Below are 22,774 nucleotides of genomic sequence, written 5' to 3'. Positions count from 1 at the left end.
AAAGGGGGCGATCGGCCGGATCGCGTCGCTTTGGGATCAAGTCCCGCCTTGCCTGTCCGATTGTAGCGGTTGAAAGAGAGAAACGGTTTGACAGCAACCGCCCCGCAGCGATTGTTAGTGGCTGCCAGTGGCACGGGGGGGCATCTGTTCCCGGCGCTGGCGGCGGCCCAAGAGTTGACCGATCGATGGACGATCGAGTGGCTTGGTGTGCCCGATCGCCTGGAAACCAAGCTGGTGCCCGATTGCTTCCCGTTGCATACCATTCCGGTGACCGGTTTTCAGGAGCGATTGGGCTGGAAAACCCTGGCCACGGCCTATGGCTTGGTGAAGTCTGTCTTTGCGGTGCGTCGGCTGTTGCAGCGAGGGCAGTTTGCTGGCGTGCTGACCACCGGGGGTTACATTGCCGGGCCGGCCATTGTGGCCGCTCGATCGCTCGGATTGCCCGTGGTGTTGCACGAGTCCAACGCCATTCCTGGCCGGGTCACGCGCTGGTTTGGCCCCTGGTGCGACACGGTAGCTGTGGGATTTGAGGCGGCGGCCCAGCGGTTACGCCAACGAAAAATTGCCGCCCTCTGTACCGGCACACCGGCCCGCGATCGATTCTGGAAGCCAGAACCGCTGGCCTTGCCCGTGCCGGAGGATGCGCCGTTGATTGTGGTGGCTGGCGGCAGCCAAGGGGCCGTGGCCCTGAATCGGTTGGTGCGGGAAGTGGCAGCGGCTTGGTTTGCGATGGGGGCTTGGGTGGTGCATTTAACGGGCGATCGGGATCCGGATGCGGCCAGCTTGGAACATCCCCAATACATTGCCCTTCCTTTCTATGACGATATGGCTAGCCTGTTGGGGCGGGCCAATTTGGCCGTTAGCCGATCGGGCGCAGGCACGCTAACGGAATTGGCTGCCACCGCCACCCCTTCGATTTTGGTGCCCTATCCCTTTGCGGCGGATGATCACCAAACGTTTAATGCGCAAGTCTTTGTGGAAGCGGGGGCAGCACAGGTGTTTCCTCAGGGGCAACTGTCTCCCGATCACCTGCGGGATTTGGTTTTGGAGCTGCTGGCGGATCGATCGCGCCTGGACACCATGGCCCAGCGGGCCCGCGCCCTGGCTGTGCCCGACAGTGCCGCCCAGTTGGCCCAGTTGATGACGGCGGCGATCGACCGCGCAGCCCGCCGCCCATGACGGCCCCACGATTCACCCCTTGGAGCGATCGGCTCCGGTGCTGGCTGTTTCCGGCCCAGCCCCAACGGCGCGATTGGTGGGGCTGGCTGTTGGCCAGCGGGGCGATCGCCCTGGCCATTGGCTGGGCCGGCTATCGCCAGGCCACAGGTGGCCCCTACATTGTCCAAGACGATGCCCGCCAGCATGTGTTTTGGATGCAGCGCTGGCTAGACCCCACCCTCTTTCCTCAGGATTGGATTGCGGACTATTTCCAATCCGTGGCCCCGGAAGGATATCGCACCCTCTACCGGTTACTGGCTTGGGCGGGGTTGAATCCGCTGGCGGTGAGCAAAATTCTGCCGATCGGGCTGGGGTTGGTGGTGGCGGGGTTGGCTTTTGGTTTAACCACGGCCCTGTTGCCGATTCCGGTGGCTGGATTTTTGGGATCGGTGCTCACCAGTCAAGTGCTGGCCATGACCGATGACTTGGCCTCCGCCACCCCCCGATCGTTCCTCTACCCACTGTTTTTAGCCTTTGCCTGGGGTTGGGTACGCTCCAGCCTGGGTTGGGTTTTGGGCACGATCGGGCTGCTGGGCCTGTTCTATCCCCAATACGTCTTGGTGGCCTTGGGTATCTTGGCGATCGACTGGTGTTGGCGCTGGCGCTGGCAGTGGCCGGCCGGATTGCGAGCGCTAATGGTCAGCCCTTGGGGCCCCGCCGCCACCCTGACTCAGCGGCGCGATCGCCTGGCCCTGGGCGGTGGGATTGCGGGGATCGCTGTTCTGGGTCTCTATGCCCTGCAAGCTTCGGACTATGGCCCCGTGGTGACCGTCAGCCAAGCACGATCGCTCCCGGAATTTTTCTCCAGTGGCCGGGCCAACTTTTTTGATGACAACTGGTTTGACTTTTGGATTTTGGGGCAACGCAGCAGCCTGTTGCCCAAGGATCCATTCACACCGGCCACCTTGGTTTTGGGGTTGCTGTTGCCGGTGGTCTGGTGGCAGCGTGATCGCTGGCGTTTGGGTCAACAACTGAGCGATCGCCTGGCCCTGTTGCCCATTTGGCTCGCCTCTGGCATCGGTTGCTATACCTTGGCCCATCTGCTGCTGTTTCGGCTCCATTTACCCGGTCGCTACACCCAACACAGCATTCGGATGATGTTGCCGATCGCAGCGGCCTTGGTGTTGACGCTGCTGCTGGATCAACTCTTGGGTGCTGGTCGATCGCGTCCTGGCTCGATCGATCCAGTGATCAGCACCCAATTCACCAACCCCGAAGCCCACGCCCCATTCCCTAGCCCAGACTCAACCCCAACCATGCCCTCAGGCGCTGGCCGAGGGGTTAAGCGCTTGTTAGCGGTGCTCTTGGCGATCGGGCTATTCAGCGGTGCAGTGCTCTATCCCCTCAGCCTGAAACGCTTCCCCAAGGCCAACTACGTCGCGGGAGAATCGCCGGGCCTGTACCAATTTTTTGCGACCCAGCCGGTGGATCTGCGGGTTGCGTCCTTGGCCAAAGAGGCCGATAATCTGCCCACCTTTGCCGGGCGATCGGTTCTGGTGGCCCGTGAATATGCCATTCCTTACCACTGGGGCTATTACCGCTTGTTTCGGCAACGGATGATGGATCTGCTGCAAGCGCTCTATAGCCCAAATCTGTCGGTGGTGTTGGCTTTCAATCGGCAATACAGCATTGATTTTTGGCTGCTCGATCGCGACACCTTCACGATCGATTACCTGAGCGCAAAGGAGCGGCGGGCCAACCGCTGGTTACGCCAATTTCAACCGGTGCAACAGGAGGCGCTCGATCGCCTCAATCGCGGCGAAAAGCCAGCCCTGAGCAGCTTTTTAGCCCCCGATCACCCCTGCCAGGCCTATCAACAACCGGATTTGGTGGTTCTCGATGCGAAATGCCTAGCCAAGGTGGCCGTCGCGGCCAGCCGTTGATTAGCCCTCGGCCACCCGCCTGATTTCGCTGAGCACCGCTAGACATGAGCGATTTTGCCCCTTTGCCGTTGCCCCTAACCTTGCCATGTATGCCCTAAGACGATCGAGCTGGCTGCTGTCCCTGGTTTTGGTTCTGGCAATCGGGCTGGGCCTGGGGTTGCGGGTCACCAACTTGTCCCAGAAATTTCACTGGATTGATGAAATCCATAGCGCCATGCGGGTGGCCGGTGTGGGCAAGGAAACCGCCGTGGCTTGGGCCACTCGGGCCGCCAGTGATCGCCAGCCGGTGACCATGGCCGACCTGATGCAGTTCCAAACCCTGCCCGCCAATCAAAATTTGCTGGAGGGCTTGCGAGCCACCACCGTGGCCCTGGCCACGGACAATCCCCAACATCCCCCCCTGTTCTATGGATTTGCCAGGGTGTTGGCCGGGTTTGGCGGCCGGGCGATCAATCAAATTCGCCTGACTGCCGCCCTGATCAGTTGGCTCACCTTTCCGGCCATGGTTTGGTTGGCCTGGGAACTCTTCCGCTCTTGGGCCGTGGCGCTGCTGGCAGTTTTGCTGCTGAGTCTGTCGCCGCTGCACTTGGTCTATGCCCAAGAGGCCCGGGAATATAGCCTAGTGGTGTTGTTGGTGTTGGTGTCCGGGGCCCTGTTGGTGCGGGTGCAGCGGGCCTGGCATGAGTCCCGCGCCTTTGACCCGGCGGGCCGACTGCGACGGGTGCAGCGGGGATGGCTGGCCTATGGTGGGGCGATCGCCCTGGGTTTGTATGCTCACCCCACCTTTGCGCTCACGATTTTTGGCCATGGGCTGTGGATGACCTGGCTGGAACGGTTTCGTTGGAATCGTCAAATGCGTGCTTGGGCGATCGCGGCGGCGCTGGGTAGTGCGGCCTTTTTGCCTTGGTTGGTGGTTTATTTGATCCACTTTGACGGCATGGCTTGGGTGGGGCGCGATGTGGGTTGGCTGACGATCGGCCGGCGCTGGTTGATTGGCTTGGTGGGTTTGTTTGCGGATGTGCAGGGCCTGACGAGCGATCGGCTGGTGAATGTGGAAACGGGCCAGGACGAAGCCCAGTTGGCAAGCTGGGTTTGGTGGGGCGTGCTGTTGCCAGTGGGCGGCGTGGTGGTTTGGAGTTTCCGAATTCTCTGCCAATTTGCCAATGAAGCGGCGAAATGTTTGGTGCTTTGTGGGTTGGCTGTGCCCTTTTTGGCCCTGGCAATTCCCGACTTGATTGATGGGGGGCAGCGATCGACCGTGCCGCGTTTTTTGTTGGGCCCCTCGATCGGGGTAATTTTGGCGGTGGCCTACAGTTTGGCGGAATTTTGGGTCACGCCACGCGCTTCCCGTTCCCTGGCGGGGCAGTATGGCCGGCGAGTGGGTCAAGTCGTTACCGTGCTGTTGGTGTCGGTTAGCCTTGCTTCCAGCATCGCCATGGTGCGAGCGGATACTTGGTGGAACAAATACAGCAGTTTTTACGATGGTCAGGTGGCCGCCGCCCTGGCCAACCGCCCTAACCAATGGGTGCTGACGGGGCCGGAAAAGGTGGGCCGGGCGATCGGCCTGGGCTATCGCACCAATCCCGCCGTGCAGTTTCTATTCGTGCGATCGCCCGCTGATTTGGCGGGCCAGCCCTTGGGCAATCGGGTTTGGCTTTATCGCCCCTCCCGCGAGATCCTGGAATCCCTACAGGGCCGGGGTTGGCAAATTGCCCCCACCGTTGAGCGAGGACAACTGCTAGAAGCCACCAAGGATTCCTAAACCAGCCTGATCGTGGAGCTACCTGATTAACCCGATTTAGAAGCTGGCAAGGGGACTTGAACCCCTGACCTACTGATTACAAGTCAGTTGCTCTACCAACTGAGCTACGCCAGCGATTGGCCATCCTGGGGATGACGTTTGATACTTTAACCCACAACCGATCACGCTTCAAGGGTGGCGATGAAGTTTGATGAAGTTTGATGAAGTTTGCGGAAACTGCCCCGATCGATCTCGCCAAGTCTTGCGCGCCAAGTGTTGCCCGTCCTCACTCAGCCCTAGCCCAAGGCTAGATGTAATTGAGCCTAGGGCGCGACCGATGGGCGATGGGATTCAATCAGGGCCTCAATAATTTCCTCAGCCTTCGCCTTGCTGCTGACCGCAATCCCCTTATCTTTGGCGAGGGTTTTGAGCTTGGCCAACGCAACCACACTGTAAATTTTCCGCAGTTCGGCTTCCTGGGGATCAACAACTGGGGCTGGCGACTTGGCCGGCGGCTCGATCGTCAGGGTGATTTTTGATCCTTCGGTCACCACTTCGCAAAGGCGATGGATCGATCGCTCCAAAGAAGCAACTATTTCCTGTGCGGCGCTGCTGGAGCTGGTTTCGCTTGTGGGGCTGGGTGGCTGCGCGATCGGGTTCCCAGTCTGGCTGAGGTTTGCCAACTGTTGGCTGAGATCGGTCATTTGGCTTTCTAGCTTGGCCAATGTTTGCGCTGAGTTGGCATCCCCCAAAGCATGGCGATCGGCAACGGTCACTCCCGCAAGAGATTGGGTTAGTTTTTGATCGAGGAGTTGCTCCAACCGTTGGGTTAATTGTTCTTCCAGGCGTTGGCCAAAAGTTGGATCGATGCCTGGTTCCACAACTGGCTGAGGGATTGGGTCGGGGTTGGCAATCGAGGCCGACGGGGGATCGCCTTCTAACAAAACCGCCAGCTCTTCTTGGGCTAATGCCGCTTCCGCATCACTCAGGTCAAAAACCCAAGCCCAAAGCATCCCAATGTCTAAATCATTGGCCACCACCACCCAATCAGCCCCGTGGATTACCTCATATTCCACTTCATCCCCAAGCTGATCGGTGCGACGAACCAAAATCGGGATCAAATTGCTGTTGTGATTCCGCAAACTCCACCGCAGTTCCTCATAGCGATCGGGTGAAATTTCCGGTTGCGATCGCATCCCCACCAAACAGGTATGAACCTGACCATGGTTAACGGGTTGAATCTTTAGGTTTTCGCGAATCAGGCGGCGACGTTCTTGATAATCGCTCATGGGTTAGGTTCAGCGTCAACACTAACTTTTTGAATTAATTCTTTGGCCAAATTTTCAAAGGCCGCCAGGGCATTTTCAACGGAATCGCGATCCTGAGATCCCAGATCCTCATCAAAATCAGCCGCGCAAAGAGGATAGCCTTTTGACTGGGATTTGGACAAAACATTTAACCGAGGAACCCAGGTGCCCTTGCGAAAAAGCGCCGTGCGATCGCCCCCCGGGAGCCGATCGAGCTTGGCGTTCAAATCATCCACCATCGCTTGATTAAAAGTCTTGGACTGGCGATCATACATACTGACGGCAATGCCCACAATTGGCAGGGGTGTTTCTCGGAATTGTCCCACCTCTTCCACTTGGCTGAGCACATATTCCAAGGCGCGAATGGGATAGGGGGAAAGTTGCGTGGGAATCAGCACGCCCGCCGAAGCCATCAGAGAAATTCGGTTCACTTTCCCAAAGGAGGGCGGTGGGTCAACGAATACAAAATCATAGTCATGGTTTTTGAGTTTTTTGGCCAGGATTCGATCGCTATCCACTAACTGAATGAGCTGATTCTCCATATTGCTGAGCCGAATATGGGAAGGAATCACATCCAAAGTCACATTGCCCCAACGTTTGCTGATGGTGACGGAGGCGGCCGTGGTTTTGGGTTCCGTCAGCAGATGGGTAATATCCTTGCGTCCCGCTTTTTCAATATCTTCCAGGGGATCAATTCCGAGTCCAGTGGTTAAATTCGCCTGAGCATCAATATCAATCAGCAAAACTCGCTTGCCCATTTGGCTTAGGGCAGCGGCTAAGTTGATGGTGAGTGTCGTTTTACCGACTCCACCTTTGTTGTTAAAAACCGTGATGATCATAGACTCTCGCCGTTGAGGTTCTGGGTCTGAGGTTTGGCGATCGTGAATCGCCAACAGGCTCATTATTTTGGGATCGTGAGAAAGCCGCGCGATCGCCCGAATGAATTGGTGATGAACCTTTCGATGGCTATCGGCAAAGGCGGCCATGACCCGATCGCAATTGCGCTGCCACAGCAACGATCCCAGCAGCCGATAGTTATCGTAAAGATCGGCTCGCTCAAACTCCCACAGAACATGAATTGCCCTACCATCGTTATAGAGCAACTTGAACTGATTGCCATTGGTTAATAGGCCCAACAAACTGCCCGATTCACGGAGATATTCCCGCAGTTGCCAGCTATTGTGGGCGATCGATTTGTGGGGCGCTTTGGCCTCAATGACCAAATAGTGGCTAGAGGGAGCCGCTTGCTGGGCCTTGACTAAAAAATCAACTCGTTTTCGCCCAAAGGGAACCTGTTGGGCCACATCGGCTTTGTCATAGCCGAGCAGCATCAGCAGCGGGGTCAAAACTCGATCTTCTAGGGCTTTTTCAGTGGTGCAGGTTTCCACCCGATCGAGCAGGGCTGTCCACTGTTGCTGAAACTCCTCGGGCGTGAGCATCATCGATCAAGAACTCATCGCGAACTGACGACATCAACAGAAAATAGAGAGCCGCTGAGCGGCCATAATTCTAGCAGTTATGTTGCAGTTGTAAGCGCACCTGATTGGTGTGAGTCGAACCGGGATCAAGCCACAGCAATTGTTCGCCCGTGTTTAAGGCATTGCGTGGCCCTGTCCAGGGTTCCAGACAATAGAAAGGTTTACCCTTCAACGTCCAAAACACCAAGGTGCGGTAACTGGCATCAAACTCCAGGCTGAGGGTTTGTTGTTGCTGACGATCTGTGACCGTGGCCGACAGGCGATCGACCACAGGAAATCGCAGATCTAATTCATCTTGCTCAAAATCCAAAGTGCCATCAAACGCCCCAGTTGATTGGCGCTTTTGATCAAAATATTCAGTAACAGGAAGATCGATCACCAGGGCCGATTTATCCGCCACGTTGAAGTAGGGATGCAACCCAGAAGAAAAGGGCATGGGGCGATCGCCCAAGTTGTGATGGTTTTGAATAATTTCTAACTGATTGCCCTGCAATCGATAGGTGAAATCCAATCGAAACTGGAAGGGATAAACGGCTAGGGTGGCGGGCGTGGCATTGAGGGTGAGGGTAATGCTCGCTGCGTCGCGCAAGTCGGAGCCAGTGACCATCCAAGGCAAATCGCGCGCAAAACCATGCTGCTTGAGAATGCCCGTTTCTCCGCTGGGTAGCTGATAGCGATTTTCCGGCAAGTTCCCACAAATGGGAAACAGAATGGGGATCCCGCCACGAATGCTGAGGTTGGGATCTTGATAGCGATCGAGATCGAGATAAAGCAACTCTTGGCCCTGAATTGCCCAGCGGGTGATGATGCCGCCGCGATCGGGAACCACTTCCAAAACGGACTGGGCAGCCCCATCGGTCAAGCGAAAGACCGGCCACTGTTCAGCTAATTCTTCAACTTGAAACATAAGGTTCTGAATCCTGAATGAGTGGCAGAGGCTAGAACGGGGCTGCCCTAGTTCATAGGGTCAAGGTTGCGGGATCAGTCGTCATCACAAGGGGCTTAAGTTCCTTGCTGCCTAACCGTTTGGTGGCGGCAACAGTCATTGGGCCTGACCTATCAAAATCCGCTTGCCGTGCGACTAGAACGGAGCTTGACCGGTGAAATTCCCCGGCGGTGAATAGCGACAAACCAAGGTATCGTTACCACCGCCCGAGGCCAAACCGCAGCCCACTTGCGTTGTGTTGCGCCAAACGATTTGGGTGTAGTGTCCCACATCGGCCCAGTTGCCGGTGGTGCTGACGTTGGGGAAAATTCCCTGCTTGAAAAACCGCTTTTCGGCTCCCCACAAATCCACCAGCGCTTTGGTGGAATAGGCCCCACTGGTTCCTCGGGCTAAATTTTCGCCCTGGCCGGTGTTTTGGGCATGGTTAAAGGCTCCGGTGGATGCCAACTGGTTCGCCCAGGCCTGGGCATCCCTGGCCAAGGAGTCTGACCAAGTGAGAGGAGCAACGCCCACGGCCGATCGATAGCTGTTGTGGGTGGTGAGGATGTCGTTCGTGAAGGTGCTGGTTCCGCCACCGCTGGTTCCGCCGCCGTTGGTAGTAGTACCGGCCGCGCGGGCCACAGCATCGGGAGCAGCCCCCAAAAAGAAGGCAATTTCTTGACCGGCCGCATTGGTCACTAGCGTGCCGGTAATGGAGCCGTCGCCGTCGGGATCAATGTCCACGCCCACGGTGCTCTGAATCGTTTGGCGAATGGTGGCGGCGGTGGCATTGGCCGGCAGGGTTAAACCCGGAGGCAAGATGCCGCTGCTGCCTTGCAGGAGGGTGACCAGGAAGCTGAGGGAATAGCTGGTGGCTTGGAAGCGCATATCGCTGGCATTCAGATTGTTGAGTTGCAGGCGATCGACCGTGGGATCAAAATCCAACACCACGTCCACATTGCTGAGACCGGTGGCATCACCCCGCAGGCTAAAGGTATCGGTTCCTGCACCGCCGATCAGCACATCGCTGCCCAAATCGCCGCTCAGGAAATCATTGCCCGCCCCGCCCAGGAGCAGATCGGAATCGCGCCCTCCCACTAGCGTATCGTTGCCGTCGCCACCCGCGACCCAATCGTTACCTAAGTTCCCAGCCACGAGGTCATCCCCCAGCCCGCCATCGAGGTCGTCTTGGTCGCGACCGCCCAACAGGCTGTCGTTTCCACCGTTGCCCCGCAGCCGATCGTTGCCCAAGTTGCCATAGATAAAATCGCCCCCTTCGGAACCTTGAACGCTGTCTGCGCCTTCCAGGGCCCGCAATCCTTGGGGGGCGGTGGCGAGCAAGTTGGCCGGAACGGTGTAGTTATCGTTACCGGTACTCAGATCAAAAAATCCTTCGGGAGAAAGACCAGCCATAGCGAGGAACACCAGGGGAATGGAGGATTGGGATTGGGGCGATCGAGTCGGTGTGGGTGCTTGAGCCAAATCAACCCAGCCATTAACCCAGCGATCAACCCAGAGATCGACCTAACCCCAAGGCCAACATACCCAGGAAATCCCCAAGAATCAGGTTAGGAACGCACATCGATCGACCCGTCGGGCCAAAAAACCACTCGAAACTGAGCCAAGGGAGCCAGTTGCACCTTGCCGTTGTCACCTTTGATGGCGCTGGCGGCCGGGTTCAGCAATGGGCCCAGGGGGAAGGGTTTTTGGGCCGCATTGCGATTGGCGGGATCCGCGTCTACGGCGATGCCGACAGCGTTGGTGCGCACGTCATACATCAGGGGCATACTGGGCGCAGATTTGCCCTGCCAGGCGGTTCGCAAGCTCTTTTCGAGCTGGGCGCGGGCAGTTTCACGGGCGATCGCGTCGCTGAGGCTGGGATTCTGAATTCGGTTAACAGCGGCATTGCTGGCGTTCACCGATTCCATGGGGATCACTTGCACCCCCTGGGCAGCGCTGAAGGAGACCTGGAAAGTGGCTAGGGGTTCTCCAGTATTAGCCCGATCGAGGGGCTTAAACAGCAATTTGGGCAACGGGGTACGGGCGATCGCCTCTTGGGCCATGGCGTTTTCCGGCAAATAGCCCACGATCGAACCATCCTCGCCCACGCTCACCCGGTAGTTCAGGGTCAGGGCCAAATTCTGGCGATCGGTCCAAGCCTGATCCAACTGACCGAGGAGATATCGCTCCAAGGCTGCCAACTGTTTGGGATCCGTCACCGGCTTAGCGGGAGTCAACAGCGTATCGGCTCCTTCTCCGGCCAGGGGCGAGGGCACTGGCACCGACGAGGGGGGAATGGCTGCGCTCGTGCTGGCTGGGGATGCCGCCGGGAGCGATCGGGTTTGGGGTTGGGGTTTAGCGGGGCTGGGTGTGGTGGCCGGTGAGGGCGCGGGCAAGGCCGACTGATTTTGAGGCGTGGGTGTGGGCGTGGGCCGCAACAGATCCTTGGGTTGTTGCACCTTGGGCACGGGCAACATGAACAACAACCCCGCCGCCACGGCCAACCCGGAAGCGCCCAAGGCCACGGGAGCCGCCCGCTGCACCAGCGGTTCCGCCTGCACCAGGTCATGGCGAGACACCGGAGAGAACACCTGCTGGATGTCGGGCAAGGTTTTGGGATCGCCGTAGAACTGGTCGATCGTTTCCACCAAGTCAAACAGTTGCAGCGGGGTCAGCAATAGCTCGATCGGCTGCGGCGGGCCATCGCCGGGCCCCTCCGGATTCGGCGGCGGCATCACCAACAATCGATGTTTGCCTCCATCGGCTGCCACAACCGCCACATTGGGCTGACTGGGATCGATCGCTGTGGGTAACTGGGGCGATTGAATGCCGCTGAAGCAACCCTGGGCGTATTGACTCACCACCTGGGCAAACCGCTCAAAAAAGCTGCGATCGCACAAAAATCCCTGGCCATGGGCAGGAAACTGACAATTCACCGTCAACAGCACCGATAAAGTCGGTCTTGCTTCCCCCACCTCTGCCAATGAATCCATGCCCTCCAGGGTCAGGACACAATTGGGCAAGCTGTACTGTCGTTGAATTGTCACGCCACTTCTCCGTCAAACAAACTAATCCAAAAGCGTTCCAGCCCCGCCGTTGACGAACAGTACAGTAACTGTTCCAGCAAGCGGAGGGCCAGGGTATTCAGGGCCTCGTCGGTGTTGTAAACCGTCACGGCCGATCGGCGTGGATTCATCCGGGCCCGGAAGTGGGCCCGGAACCGCTCCAGATAATCCGCCAGCCGAAAATGGTGCTCGAAGGATAGATCCTGCTCCTCCAGCCGCTCGCAAGCCAGAAGTAATTGCCGAATCAGCACCGTCAGTCGCTTGGCCAAATAAACCACAATCGTGGTCAGGGCCTTGGCCTCATTCAAGCTCAGGGGCCGCCGTTGCACCGCCCGCCGCAAAGGATTCGTGGCTCGCAGTCGCCACAGGTTAACCTTTGTGCCAACCACGCTCGTGATTCCCAGCTCTTGGGCACAGTAAAGAATCGCCTCAGACCCGCTGAGATCGAGGGCTTCGATCGCCAGGAGCATCAAGTCCAGTTGTTGGCGGGCCCGCCGGGGACATTCACCATCTTTCACGGGCGGGTTGGGCAACCGCTCCAAAATCGGCGGGATCTCCGGTGAATCTGCGGGAACAGGCGATCGATCGGCAAACATTGCACTCGAAGAAGTCATCGGCACAGAATCACATCAGCAATTCAATGAAACCATTGATTAGAAAATCATTTCGATCCATCGGTCAATCCGTCCAATTGTCCTTGCGGGGGCTGGGGGTCAATCCCGCCCAAGCGAAGACCCCAGGGATCTGGGGCGATCGGGGAGGATCAGGCAGCCTGTGCCACTTGGGCGATCGAACTCTGAACAATCCTGCAATCATCCCGTAAGCACCACCCCCCGGACGATCGGTTGCAAAATTCAGCCCTGCAATTCAGCGATACTGATTTCGCGCTGAATTTCACACTGAACTTCGCCATGATTCCGCCGAACGATCCCCACCAGTTTAAGCAGTTTTAGGCAATCTCCTGGAGAAAACTCAGATGACCACACCCCAATCCCAGCCGACGGATTTGCATCGTCTGGTTCGTGCTATTCCTGATTTTCCACAGCCCGGAATTGTTTTCCGAGATATTACAACCCTTCTGCGCGATCGGGATGGTTTGCAACAGGCCGTGGATCACCTACACGATCGCTGTCATGACCTACGCCCGGATTTTGTGGCCGGCATCGAAGCGCGCGGGTTTTTGTTCGGCCCGGCCTTGGCGCTGACCTTGGGTGTGGGCTTTGTGCCCCTGCGCAAACCGGGCAAACTCCCCGCCGCCACCCATGGCGTGGAATATGACTTGGAATATGGGCGCGATCGCCTGGAAATTCACCAAGATGCGATCAGCCCCGGTTCACGGGTGTTGGTGGTGGATGACGTAATCGCTACCGGGGGTACTGCCGCCGCCGCTGGGCAACTGATCCATCAAATCGAAGCAACCCTAGTGGGCTATGGCTTTTTGATTGAACTCCAAGACCTGAAGGGGCGCGATCGCCTGCCCAACGTGCCGGTTCGATCGGTGCTGGTTTATTGATCAGCAAATTGGCCGGTTCTTCAGCCCTTTGACTGGGCCCTGAATCAGCGCTGGTTCGTTAAGCGGGAGATTAGGAACTAAAGATTGGTCTGTTGAGCAAGGATGTTGATTGGGTGTGACCAGTTGGGATGGACTCCGATTGGTAACTCTTAACCATTCTTAGCAACTTGATCGAGATGCGTATTGGCAACCTTATTTTCTTGACTTGCTTTGGAATGGTCTATTCATTGCGATTTTTTTCGCAACCTCATTCTGTTTGATTCATCCGAGCATGTGATGTGTGATCGAAATCAACGATCAAAGAGATCAATCTCAGATCCCCATCGCAAGGTGTGATCAAGATCAATCATCGAAGCTTTTAGCAGAACTTCATCAACTCCTTAAGAACCATCTGCACAACTTTATCCAGTCTTTACCTAATCGCCCTGGCCCTTCCCATAGGATTACATCAGTAGCAGGTTAAGTCAGCCCAGTGCGCCCAAAACCCTGATGGCTGACCAGCGCAAAAACAAGCGCGTCCTAGCTGGGTGCTCCTTAAAAACAAGCCCAAAATTTTTAGCCCAAGTTAGCTCAAGACTGTTGGAGTCGAAAACATGGTTGGACTTTTCCCCAAACTGGTCGTAAGCGCCTCAATGGCCGCTGGCGTGGGGTTGTTTGCCGGAGCACCAGCCCTCGCCGCCAGCCTCCAAGGTGCTAGCACCACCGGCAATATCCTGGTGTATTGCTCGAACGGCACCAACACCTTTCTGTGCGATAACAGCAACCTCGGCACTGCCCTGCAAGGGGATTTGACCGCGCCGGGTGGCAACGTCGAGCTATTCGCAGACAGCGAAACTGCACCCGGTCTAGCCAAGTTCCTGGGCGGTACCTACAGCACCCTCACTGGCACTCTGAATGGTCAAGCCATTGAGTTCCGCAGCCTGGTTAAGTCCGACTGGACAGCCCAATTTACCCAAGCTTGGCTGACGGATGTGGCTGCCCAAAACGGCATTAGCAGCATTTTGACCGGTAATTTTCTGTCAGAAGCGGTTGGTTATTTCACCTCCAACACGACGGAAGCCAATGCTGCTTTGGCCAGGCTGAGTGACCCGAACGTCGCCTTCGTGAACCAAGACCTGGTAAGCGGGGTGATTTCGGTGGGTCTGGCGGGTCACATGGACGTGACCAGTATTGTGTCGGGGCTGATTGCCACCAGCAAAACCCTGACGAATATTCAAAAAACTCAGTACAGCAACGTCATCAAAGCCCTGGGAACGCAAGGGGTGAAGCTGCAAGCCAGCGAGCTGGTGAAGGTGCTTTACGATGGCCAAGAAACTGTCCGCTACGGTGGTCAGGGGATCGCTTCTGGTCAGGTGGAAGCGGGTGATGGAAAGTCCCACAACGGAACCTACCTGGTGCAGTTCCAAGGCAAGTTGCCGGAACCGCCGGCCGCCACGCCGGAGCCGTCTTTGATGGTTGGTTTGGCTGCGGTGGGTAGCTGGGTGGCGCTGAAGCGTCGCCAAAACCGCGCCTAATTCGCCTCAGAAAGTCGCTCTTGAAAATTGAGCTGAAAAATGGGGGGTGATGCCATGAACTTGGTATCACCCCCCATTCGTTTTGGGACTTGTTTTGAGTCTGATTTTGATTCTCTGGGATCAGCGATCGGGTCTGGGATCGCTGATTTTGACTGTAGTTGGCAATCTGAATTGAGTATTGACATCCTCCCCAGCCTAAAGAGGATTGAGCAGTCAGTACTGACCAAACTGACCAATCTTGACCAGTACTGACTAATATTGAATCTGCCCAGTTGACGATCGCTAAACTTCGCTCCAACCCGTGGGGGAAGGGAGAGGAACCTGTTCGCCGGGGCGCGATCGAGACACTTGCTGCATACTGGCCGAAAGCCACAGAAACAGCTCTTGGAAGCTGAGACCTTTGAGCTTCAGGGGCGATCGCACCGTGAGGGATCCCAGCCGCTCCATGTCTGCACCTTCAACACCCACGGCAAAAAAGGCGAGTGCTTTACGGGCTTCTTCATCGCGAATTCGGGTGGCGGCGGCTCCCAGCACTTCCGCATCATCACTGGGCGCACCGTCAGTAATTAAGAAAATCCAAGGACGGTAGTAAGCCACGCCATTGCTGCGATACTGGGCTTTACGATCGCGCAGCAAATCCAAGGCCGCATGGATTGCAGCTCCCATGTAGGTCATGCCACCGGCTCGGAGCCGAGGCGCTTCAAAACTATCGGCCGTCACAAAGTCTTGAAGCACTTCCACCCGATCGGCAAAGGTTGCGATCGCCACTTCCACCCGTTTCGCTGCTAGGGAGTCGCCGTTGAGATCAGCCTGGAAAGCTTGCAAGCCAGCTTCCAGAGCGGTTAAAGGCGCGCCCTGCATGGAGGTTGAGACATCCAGCAGCAGCACGCAAGGGCAGCGCGGCTCTGGGTTTTCTGCGAAGGCGATCGCCTCTTCAAAGTCAAAATTTCCAGACACCATTAAAACTTCTAGACACGACGGAAGCGACGAAAATGACTCGGCTAGACTAGGACTCAACCTGAGGATGATCAACCGCTGACTCCCTGCGGACTGCCAGAGCTGACCACAGCTCTAGTTTTCCAAGCAAGACGAGGTTAGAGTGCATCCCAAGGCCTGATCCGCATCATTTGTTTGAGGAGTGGGGTCATAACCCAAGCCAATAACTTCAGTTATCAACTGCTCCCCACGCACCATTGAGTTTCCCAGACCCGGCTTTTGGGTGTTACTTTCCCCTAGACCCGGTTTGGGGTGATGGGTTCCACTGGCCACAATCAACTAACTCAATTAGACAACATCAATCCAGTTAGAAAACAGTCAGCCAGCGCCAGTGACTCCTCCGACCCGATCGCCCTGTTCGATCGCCCTGGTTAATCCGGGCCTCGATCGGGAACCCCGATCGCCACACCCGATCACCACGATTGAGATTTCCTAAGATTGAGATTTCCGAAGGTTGATACCCCAAAGGTTTGATTCACTGCACTGGTTGATTGAGTTGATAGGCAGTTTGGATATCCGGTGGGGATCGCTACGATCGGGATCAAGCACATTTTCCCTTGAACCTTGGACAGTGCCAGGGCCCGTTCCGGCTCCCTGCCCATGCCCGATCGTCCCCTTGGCCCCCACAACCATTCGGCCTCTCACCTGATTTCTTTACCCACCGCCGCCCCTATGACCTCTACCGGACAACCGCTCTCGAATTACACGGAATCATTTGACATTCAGGGAAACTACTGCCCGATTACCGTTCACGTGGAGGACGATCGCACCGGGATGGCCCCTGACACGTTGCGGCGCGCCTTTGCCGACAACCTGTACTACATCCAAGGCAAAAACGAACTCACCGCCACGCCCTTTGACTACTACATGGCGCTGGCCTACACGGTGCGCGATCGACTGTTACACCGCTGGATCGCCAGCAACACCGCCTACATGCAACAGGACGTGAAGACGGTCTGTTACCTGTCAGCAGAATTTTTGCTGGGGCGACAGTTGGGCAAAACCATGCTCAATCTGGGGATGTACGAAAAAGCCAAGCAGGTGGTTACGGAAGCGGGCTTAGACTTTAATCACCTGTTGGAATTGGAGCCAGAACCGGGGCTGGGCAACGGCGGTTTGGGTCGGCTGGCGGCTTGCTTTTTGGATTCACTAGCCACCTTAGAGATCCCGGCGATCGGCTACGGTATCCGCTACGAATTTGGCATCTTTGATCAGCGGATCGAAGATGGGGCCCAGGTGGAGCGGCCCGATAAATGGCTGCGGTTCGGGAATCCCTGGGAAATTCGTCACCCGGAATTAACCGTGGAAGTGGGCTTTGGAGGACACACGGAACAGTATGTGGACGAGCATGGCCATGGTCGTTGTCGCTGGGTTCCGGCCCGACGCATTTTGGGCACGCCCCACGATGTGCCGATCGCGGGGTACAACAACAACACCGTCAGCACCCTGCGCCTGTGGAAAGCCAGCGCCAGTGAAGAGTTTAATTTCCAAGTGTTCGATCGGGGTGACTACACCGGAGCCGTGGCCGACCAAATCTTGTCGGAAAACATCTCCAAGGTGCTTTACCCCAACGACAACACGGCCCAAGGGAAGCAACTGCGCTTTGAGCAGCAATACTTCTTCGTGAGCTGCTCCCTGCAAGACGCAATCAACCGCTACCGGCGCGATCAGCGGCGGGGTCTGGAATACCTGCACGAAAGCATTGCCATTCAGCTCAACGACACCCACCCCGCGATCGCCGTGGCCGAACTGATGCGGTTACTGATCGATCGCTACGATCTGGGTTGGAACCGCGCTTGGCACGTCACCCGCCAATGTTTGGCCTACACCAATCACACCCTGTTGATGGAAGCCCTGGAACGTTGGCCCGTCAACCTGTTTGAGCGGCTCTTGCCCCGCCACTTGGAAATCATCTACGAAATCAACCAGCGATTCTTAGACGAAGTGCGGCTGCAATATCCCCACGACGAAGCCCGCGCCGGTCGGATGTCTTTGATTCAAGAAAATCCAGAGCGGATGGTGCGGATGGCCCATCTGGCCTGCGTTGGCAGCCATGCGATCAACGGGGTTGCAGCCCTACACACGGACTTGCTGCAAAAGCATGTCCTCAACGACTTCTACACCTTCTGGCCCGAAAAGTTCCAGAACAAGACCAATGGCGTAACGCCCCGCCGTTGGCTGCTGTTGGCCAATCCCCGGCTGTCCAAGCTGTTTACGGAAAAAATTGGGGACGATCGCTGGGTCAAGGATCTGGAGTTGTTGCAATCTCTGGAGCCGTTGGCGGATGATCTCGAATTCCGACACCGCTGGGCCGAAATCAAACAGGCCAACAAGCGGGAACTGGCGGACTATCTGTTGCTGTACAACGATTTGGAAGTGGATCCCCGAGCCATCTTCGACACCCAGGTGAAGCGAATTCACGAATACAAGCGGCAACTGCTAGATATCTTGTACGTGATCTCGCTCTACCAACAGATCAAGCAAAATCCCAGCATGGATTTGCATCCTCGGGTGTTTATCTTTGCGGGCAAGGCGGCTCCTGGCTATTACCTGGCCAAGCTGATCATTCGATTGATCAACGGTGTAGCAGAGGTGGTGAACAACGACACCTCGATCGCCCGGCGGTTGCAGGTGGCCTTTGTGGCCAACTATTCCGTATCCTTGGGCCAGCGCATCTATCCGGCGGCGGATTTGTCGGAGCAAATTTCCACGGCGGGCAAGGAAGCATCTGGCACGGGAAATATGAAGTTTGCGCTCAACGGGGCCCTGACGATCGGGACATTGGATGGGGCAAACATCGAAATTCGCGAAGCCGTGGGGCCCGAAAACTTCTTCCTGTTTGGACTCACGGAAGCGGAAGTGGTGGCCCTCAAGGCCGAAGGCTACGATCCCATGGGCTACTACTACGGTGATCCGGAAATTCAAGGGGTCTTGAATGCGATCGCCGAGGGACAATTCAGCCGGGGCGATCGGGAGCTGTTCCGCCCCCTGCTGGATGCCCTGCTCTATCGGGATGAGTACATGGTCTTGGCGGACTACCGTGCCTATGCTGAAGCCCAAAGCAAGGTCGATCAGGCCTATCGTGATCGGGAATGGTGGACAAAATCCTCAATTCTCAATTCCGTGCGGATGGGTCGCTTCTCCAGCGATCGCACCATTCGGGAATATTGCCGCGATATTTGGCATGTGTCGCCCGTGCCCGTGTCCCTGGAGACCTATTCCCAATCCAATGCCGGGCTGAAAGTCAGCAACAATACCTAGCTGATCCCACTGATTTCTTGAAGATATTCCCTATCCCAACACCGCCCGATCGCAAGATTTGGCGGTGTTTTGTCGTTTTATGCCTATGGGAATAGAATCCAAATTTGAAACCAAAGGTTTAAACAAAGTTCAAATAGAACAAGAAATATTCATAGAGAAAATCAGTATGATTTCCTAATGATCTCCTATTAATTGTTCATTAAAATAATCGACATTCATAGTTTTCATCAAATACAGTCAGTTCAAGCCCTTTCAGCACATCGATCCAAACATCGATCCAGTTCTATCCATATCTGACTTGTAGCATTAATTACATCGTCTGAACATTATCAAGACCTGCCTTGTAGCATTAATTACACTGCTCATCACCTATTCTGCACTCTCTTTCCTAAAAACGAGGCTCGGTCATTGGATATTAATTCGCACTGTTCTCAGGAATCAGTCATGGTTACTAATAATAATGCTACTGCGTTTAATATCAACGCAAATGCATTTCATGACCTCCAAAATGCCAACAGTCTGGGTGGAAAAGCAGAAGGGGATGATAAAACCTTTGATGCTTGGTTGGGCGATTGGGAATATGCGATCGATCGGACAGCCATCGTGGCCATTACCGACCACAAGGGTCAGATCATTTATGCCAATGACTATTTTTGCAAGCTTTCAAAATATGAACTCTCGGAACTGATGGGGCAGAATCATCGAATTCTGAACTCTGGCCATCACTCTGCGGAATTTTTCACGGAACTGTGGCAAACCATTTCACGGGGGAAAATCTGGCGCGGCGAAATTAAAAATCGCGCCAAGGATGGATCTGAATATTGGGTTTACACCATCATTGTGCCAATTGTGAGTCAGCGAGGAAAACCCGTGCGCTATTTGTCAGTGCGCACGGACATTACCGATCGCAAGCGCATTGAAGAGGCCCTGCAAGCGTCAGAACTGGCCCTGCGGCAACGGAACGAGGAGCTACAAAAAGCCCTGGCGGATTTGAAGGCGGCCCAGGCGCAAATTGTGCAACAGGAAAAAATGTCGAGCCTGGGGCAAATGGTGGCAGGCGTTGCCCACGAAATTAATAACCCCTTGAATTTCATTGCGGCGAATATCAGCCCTGCCCAAACCTACACGAAAGAACTGGTGCAATTGGTGGAGCTATATCGCAAAAGCTATCTCCAGCCAACGCCAGAAATTGCTGCCAAAATTGAAGAAATTGATTTGGATTTCATGGAATCCGACCTCTTGGATATTTTGAATTCCATGAAGTTGGGCACTCACCGGATTTGTGGAATCGTGAAGTCGTTGCGCACGTTTTCACGCTTGGATGAAGCAGAGTTGAAATTAGCAAATCTGCATGATGGCTTAGACAGTGCGCTGACCATTTTGGGGCATCGTTTGAAAGCCCACGACGATCGCCCTGAAATTCAAGTCTTGCGGCAATATGGTTCGCTGCCCAATGTGATGTGCTATTCGGGCAATATGAACCAGGTGTTTATGAATATTTTGGTGAATGCGGTTGATGCGATCGAGGACTATCACCAGCAGCTCAAGCGGGGATTGATGCACCCTCGTTCCGGCAATGCAATTCCCTACCGTATTCAGGTCAGCACGCGCCTATGTGATCAAAATTGGGTTGAGGTGCAAATCACGGACAGTGGTTTGGGCATGAATTCCAAAACAATGGAGCATATTTTTGATCCCTTTTTCACCACCAAGCCGATCGGGAAAGGCACGGGTTTAGGCCTTTCCGTCAGCTATCAAATCATTGTCGATCGCCATCAGGGCGAACTGATTTGCACCTCTGAACCCGGCGAGGGCAGCACTTTCCTCATTCGCATTCCCGTAACACCGCCCCCAGGCTCATTCACGTCCTAAGACGCTGTTTTGTGCTTACCACCACCAGCGCAATCCTTGGGCTTTCATATGTTCACGCACCAAGGAAAACCGATTTTGGGGCACAATTTCGGCCGCAATTAAACTCTTGGGTTGCCGGTGCAACCAGCCAGCGATCGAACCAGCAGCGGCCCCCGAACTCCATTCGCTGTAGTGAATGCGGGTGACCCCGTTCACAATGTGGGAAACGGCGATCGCCTTGCCACCAATCAACAAATTATCCACGCCCCGAGGAATCAGTGCCTCGATCGGGACAGCCACCGGGCGCACATGGGCAATATCCGCGCTGGCGTTGGTGGCCTCGCCGGGGTCTTCCCAGTTGCGATAGGCACAGCCCTGGATATCGATGTCGTAATGCACCATGGAGATTGAGGTGGCGGAAAAGTCGCGCATATTCTCAATGCCCCGATGCACGTCGTTTTCCCGAATCATGAAGGCATTTTGGCGATAGGCACTGCGGCCCAAAATGCGTCGCCCCTCGCGGATATAGGGCATCAGGCTCAAGCCCGATCGCGTCCCCATCGGCGTGTTGGGCCCCGCCAAATGCATCAGGGGAAATTCTTTTGTGGCCAGGGTTTTCAGCACCCATTCTGAGAAAATGAGCGCCCGCTCCTCGCCGTGGTGCAAGGCTTCCGTGGAAACGCCGCCCATCCAGTTGCGGTACTGATCCGTATCCATCAGCCGATCGCCCGTCAGGATCAGAGGCGGGTTCATCAGGTTCCAGTTATTGCCATAGCCCCAATTGATCATGGCCATATCCCCGGGGCTGGGCTTGCCGGTGATTCGGTTATCCAGCCGCATACTCACGATCCGCCGATATTTGAAAAAGCTGCGATCGAGAAAGGGTGGAAAGCCCCAGAGGGAAAAGGTGCGTTGGTGTTCGTGCTTGGGGAAAGTGGGTTGTAGTCGGCCCAGTTGCTTGAGGCTGCGACCCTCATCATTGGCGATCGCCACCACAAAGGGGAACGTAAAGGCCTGGGTGCATTGGGGGTTGTCCCAATTGGCCGCATTCGGCTCACCCAAGGTGCGGCGCGATTCCGATCCCAACCGGTGTGGCACACGGGCCCAGGCCACCAGCTCACCGGTATCCGTGGCATCAATCACCGTGAATCGCTTGCCCGGCACTGGTTCTAGGCGAATGGGTGTTTTCCGAAACGTGTCGTCGCTGTTCCAGGAATACCAAGCCGGCAGTTCCTGAGACAAGCGCCCCGAGGGCATATAGTCCGCCCGAGGTGTGCGCCGCACTGCGTAGATCGCCGTAATATTGTGGCCCGTTGCATCAAAAGCTGCGCCCTTGAAGGCCGTGGCACTGCTCCAGCGGCTGCCGGGAGCCAATTGGGCGGCCGCGGCCAACGCCTCACGCGCGGCCACATCGCCGGCCGAAGCGGGAAAGCATAGGGAACCAACCCAGCAGCTATCCACCTCGCGCACGGTTTTGATCGGCTGGTTGCGATCGGCCCAGCGTGGAATCTTGACCGGTTGGCGATAGATGCGCGATTTAAAGGCTTTCCAGCTTTCCGAGAGGTTGCCGGCCAAAATCATGTCCGCCGACTCATCGATCGCCGACACGCCTTGGGTGCTAATTTGCCCTCCAATCCAGGGCGACACCTCAATCACGCAGGTTCGTGCGCCCGACTGCATGGCATGAACGGCGGCCCCCACGCCCCCCAAGGATCCGCCCACCACCACCACTTCGCATTGCCAAACCTCTTGGGCCTGGGGCAGGGGCGACAATACGGGCCGGCCATTGCTGCCAAAGGAAGCCGTAATCCTTAGTTCGTTGGCCAAGTCCTTGGCGGGGCCCGGGGTGACGCTGAGGGGTTGCAGATCGTTCGGCGGTGGCAACTGTGAGTTGATGGCATCGGGGCGATCGAACGCGGCCAGGGTTGCGCCCGCAGCGACGACCCCTAGTCCCAGGGTCACTTGTCCAAACCGTTGCCACAACCCAATCAGTCGCTGCATGTTGCCGTCTTATCCTTGGTT

At 56.2% G+C, this 22,774-nt stretch carries 15 protein-coding genes and 1 tRNA gene; 7 read left to right on the top strand and 9 right to left on the bottom strand.

Annotation, left to right across the window (positions count from 1 at the left end; genetic code table 11):
* Positions 1–87 precede the first annotated feature (87 nt).
* From murG to H6G52_RS17420, 3 genes are all read left to right on the top strand, one after another.
* On the top strand, positions 88–1,179 hold the full coding sequence (gene murG, locus H6G52_RS17430; protein WP_190529991.1) for an undecaprenyldiphospho-muramoylpentapeptide beta-N-acetylglucosaminyltransferase: 1,092 nt from the start codon (positions 88–90) through the stop codon (positions 1,177–1,179).
* A complete protein-coding gene (locus H6G52_RS17425; protein ID WP_190529989.1) occupies positions 1,176–3,101 on the top strand; it encodes a hypothetical protein in 1,926 nt (641 codons plus the stop codon). The genes murG and H6G52_RS17425 overlap by 4 nt, the downstream gene beginning before the upstream one ends.
* Positions 3,102–3,186: 85 nt before the next feature.
* The gene (locus H6G52_RS17420; protein ID WP_190529987.1) at positions 3,187–4,863 is read left to right on the top strand and encodes a glycosyltransferase family 39 protein; all 1,677 of its coding nucleotides are present in this window, start codon (positions 3,187–3,189) and stop codon (positions 4,861–4,863) included.
* A gap of 41 nt (positions 4,864–4,904) precedes the next feature.
* On the opposite strand, the gene H6G52_RS17415 is transcribed toward H6G52_RS17420, so the two are convergent.
* The 7 genes from H6G52_RS17415 to H6G52_RS17385 form a co-directional block, all read right to left on the bottom strand.
* Positions 4,905–4,977: transfer RNA gene (locus H6G52_RS17415), tRNA-Thr, on the bottom strand.
* Between the two features lie 188 nt (positions 4,978–5,165).
* Positions 5,166–6,131: a hypothetical protein gene (locus H6G52_RS17410; RefSeq protein ID WP_190529985.1), complete on the bottom strand. Its 966-nt coding sequence runs from the start codon at positions 6,129–6,131 to the stop codon at positions 5,166–5,168.
* Positions 6,128–7,591 (bottom strand): AAA family ATPase, encoded by a 1,464-nt coding sequence (locus H6G52_RS17405; RefSeq protein ID WP_190529983.1) that lies wholly within the window; start codon positions 7,589–7,591, stop codon positions 6,128–6,130. Before H6G52_RS17405 ends, H6G52_RS17410 begins: the two co-directional genes overlap by 4 nt.
* 67 nt (positions 7,592–7,658) lie before the next feature.
* Entirely contained in the window at positions 7,659–8,534 is an 876-nt protein-coding gene (locus tag H6G52_RS17400; protein ID WP_190529981.1) for an aldose epimerase, read from the bottom strand.
* Positions 8,535–8,708: 174 nt separating this feature from the next.
* Positions 8,709–10,034 (bottom strand): CAP domain-containing protein, encoded by a 1,326-nt coding sequence (locus H6G52_RS17395; RefSeq protein ID WP_190529979.1) that lies wholly within the window; start codon positions 10,032–10,034, stop codon positions 8,709–8,711.
* Between the two features lie 86 nt (positions 10,035–10,120).
* Positions 10,121–11,599 (bottom strand): DUF4335 domain-containing protein, encoded by a 1,479-nt coding sequence (locus H6G52_RS17390; RefSeq protein ID WP_190529977.1) that lies wholly within the window; start codon positions 11,597–11,599, stop codon positions 10,121–10,123.
* Positions 11,596–12,231: a DUF3038 domain-containing protein gene (locus H6G52_RS17385; protein ID WP_099532463.1), complete on the bottom strand. Its 636-nt coding sequence runs from the start codon at positions 12,229–12,231 to the stop codon at positions 11,596–11,598. The genes H6G52_RS17390 and H6G52_RS17385 overlap by 4 nt, the downstream gene beginning before the upstream one ends.
* Before the next feature lie 362 nt (positions 12,232–12,593).
* On the opposite strand from H6G52_RS17385, the gene H6G52_RS17380 reads away from it, so the two are divergent.
* On the top strand, positions 12,594–13,130 hold the full coding sequence (locus tag H6G52_RS17380; RefSeq protein WP_190529975.1) for an adenine phosphoribosyltransferase: 537 nt from the start codon (positions 12,594–12,596) through the stop codon (positions 13,128–13,130).
* 593 nt (positions 13,131–13,723) lie between these two features.
* Complete coding sequence (locus tag H6G52_RS17375) at positions 13,724–14,644, top strand: NF038130 family PEP-CTERM protein (protein WP_190355767.1); 921 nt, start codon at positions 13,724–13,726, stop codon at positions 14,642–14,644.
* Between the two features lie 282 nt (positions 14,645–14,926).
* Here the strand turns inward: H6G52_RS17375 and H6G52_RS17370 are convergent, their stop codons facing one another.
* The gene (locus tag H6G52_RS17370; RefSeq protein ID WP_099532458.1) at positions 14,927–15,604 is read right to left on the bottom strand and encodes a VWA domain-containing protein; all 678 of its coding nucleotides are present in this window, start codon (positions 15,602–15,604) and stop codon (positions 14,927–14,929) included.
* 708 nt (positions 15,605–16,312) lie between these two features.
* On the opposite strand from H6G52_RS17370, the gene H6G52_RS17365 reads away from it, so the two are divergent.
* Entirely contained in the window at positions 16,313–18,901 is a 2,589-nt protein-coding gene (locus H6G52_RS17365; protein ID WP_190530000.1) for a glycogen/starch/alpha-glucan phosphorylase, read from the top strand.
* 444 nt (positions 18,902–19,345) lie between these two features.
* Entirely contained in the window at positions 19,346–20,773 is a 1,428-nt protein-coding gene (locus H6G52_RS17360; RefSeq protein ID WP_190529973.1) for a sensor histidine kinase, read from the top strand.
* A gap of 15 nt (positions 20,774–20,788) precedes the next feature.
* Here H6G52_RS17360 and H6G52_RS17355 read toward each other — a convergent pair whose 3' ends face one another.
* Positions 20,789–22,753: an FAD-dependent oxidoreductase gene (locus tag H6G52_RS17355; RefSeq protein WP_190529971.1), complete on the bottom strand. Its 1,965-nt coding sequence runs from the start codon at positions 22,751–22,753 to the stop codon at positions 20,789–20,791.
* Positions 22,754–22,774 lie beyond the last annotated feature (21 nt).

Source organism: Limnothrix sp. FACHB-881 (assembly GCF_014698135.1).
Taxonomy (GTDB): Bacteria; Cyanobacteriota; Cyanobacteriia; order CACIAM-69d; family CACIAM-69d; genus CACIAM-69d.
This window is presented reverse-complemented; position numbering and strand designations above follow the sequence as displayed.

What these genes read in the sequence shown, in the direction of transcription:
- H6G52_RS17385 (WP_099532463.1), bottom strand. Translation starts at nt 12,231, where the DNA reads ATGACTTCTTCGAGTGCAATGTTTGCCGATCGATCGCCTGTTCCCGCA.
- H6G52_RS17370 (WP_099532458.1), bottom strand. Translation starts at nt 15,604, where the DNA reads ATGGTGTCTGGAAATTTTGACTTTGAAGAGGCGATCGCCTTCGCAGAA.
- H6G52_RS17355 (WP_190529971.1), bottom strand. Translation starts at nt 22,753, where the DNA reads ATGCAGCGACTGATTGGGTTGTGGCAACGGTTTGGACAAGTGACCCTG.
- H6G52_RS17405 (WP_190529983.1), bottom strand. Translation starts at nt 7,591, where the DNA reads ATGATGCTCACGCCCGAGGAGTTTCAGCAACAGTGGACAGCCCTGCTC.
- H6G52_RS17375 (WP_190355767.1), top strand. Translation starts at nt 13,724, where the DNA reads ATGGTTGGACTTTTCCCCAAACTGGTCGTAAGCGCCTCAATGGCCGCT.
- H6G52_RS17410 (WP_190529985.1), bottom strand. Translation starts at nt 6,131, where the DNA reads ATGAGCGATTATCAAGAACGTCGCCGCCTGATTCGCGAAAACCTAAAG.
- H6G52_RS17400 (WP_190529981.1), bottom strand. Translation starts at nt 8,534, where the DNA reads ATGTTTCAAGTTGAAGAATTAGCTGAACAGTGGCCGGTCTTTCGCTTG.
- H6G52_RS17380 (WP_190529975.1), top strand. Translation starts at nt 12,594, where the DNA reads ATGACCACACCCCAATCCCAGCCGACGGATTTGCATCGTCTGGTTCGT.
- H6G52_RS17420 (WP_190529987.1), top strand. Translation starts at nt 3,187, where the DNA reads ATGTATGCCCTAAGACGATCGAGCTGGCTGCTGTCCCTGGTTTTGGTT.
- H6G52_RS17425 (WP_190529989.1), top strand. Translation starts at nt 1,176, where the DNA reads ATGACGGCCCCACGATTCACCCCTTGGAGCGATCGGCTCCGGTGCTGG.
- H6G52_RS17365 (WP_190530000.1), top strand. Translation starts at nt 16,313, where the DNA reads ATGACCTCTACCGGACAACCGCTCTCGAATTACACGGAATCATTTGAC.
- H6G52_RS17360 (WP_190529973.1), top strand. Translation starts at nt 19,346, where the DNA reads ATGGTTACTAATAATAATGCTACTGCGTTTAATATCAACGCAAATGCA.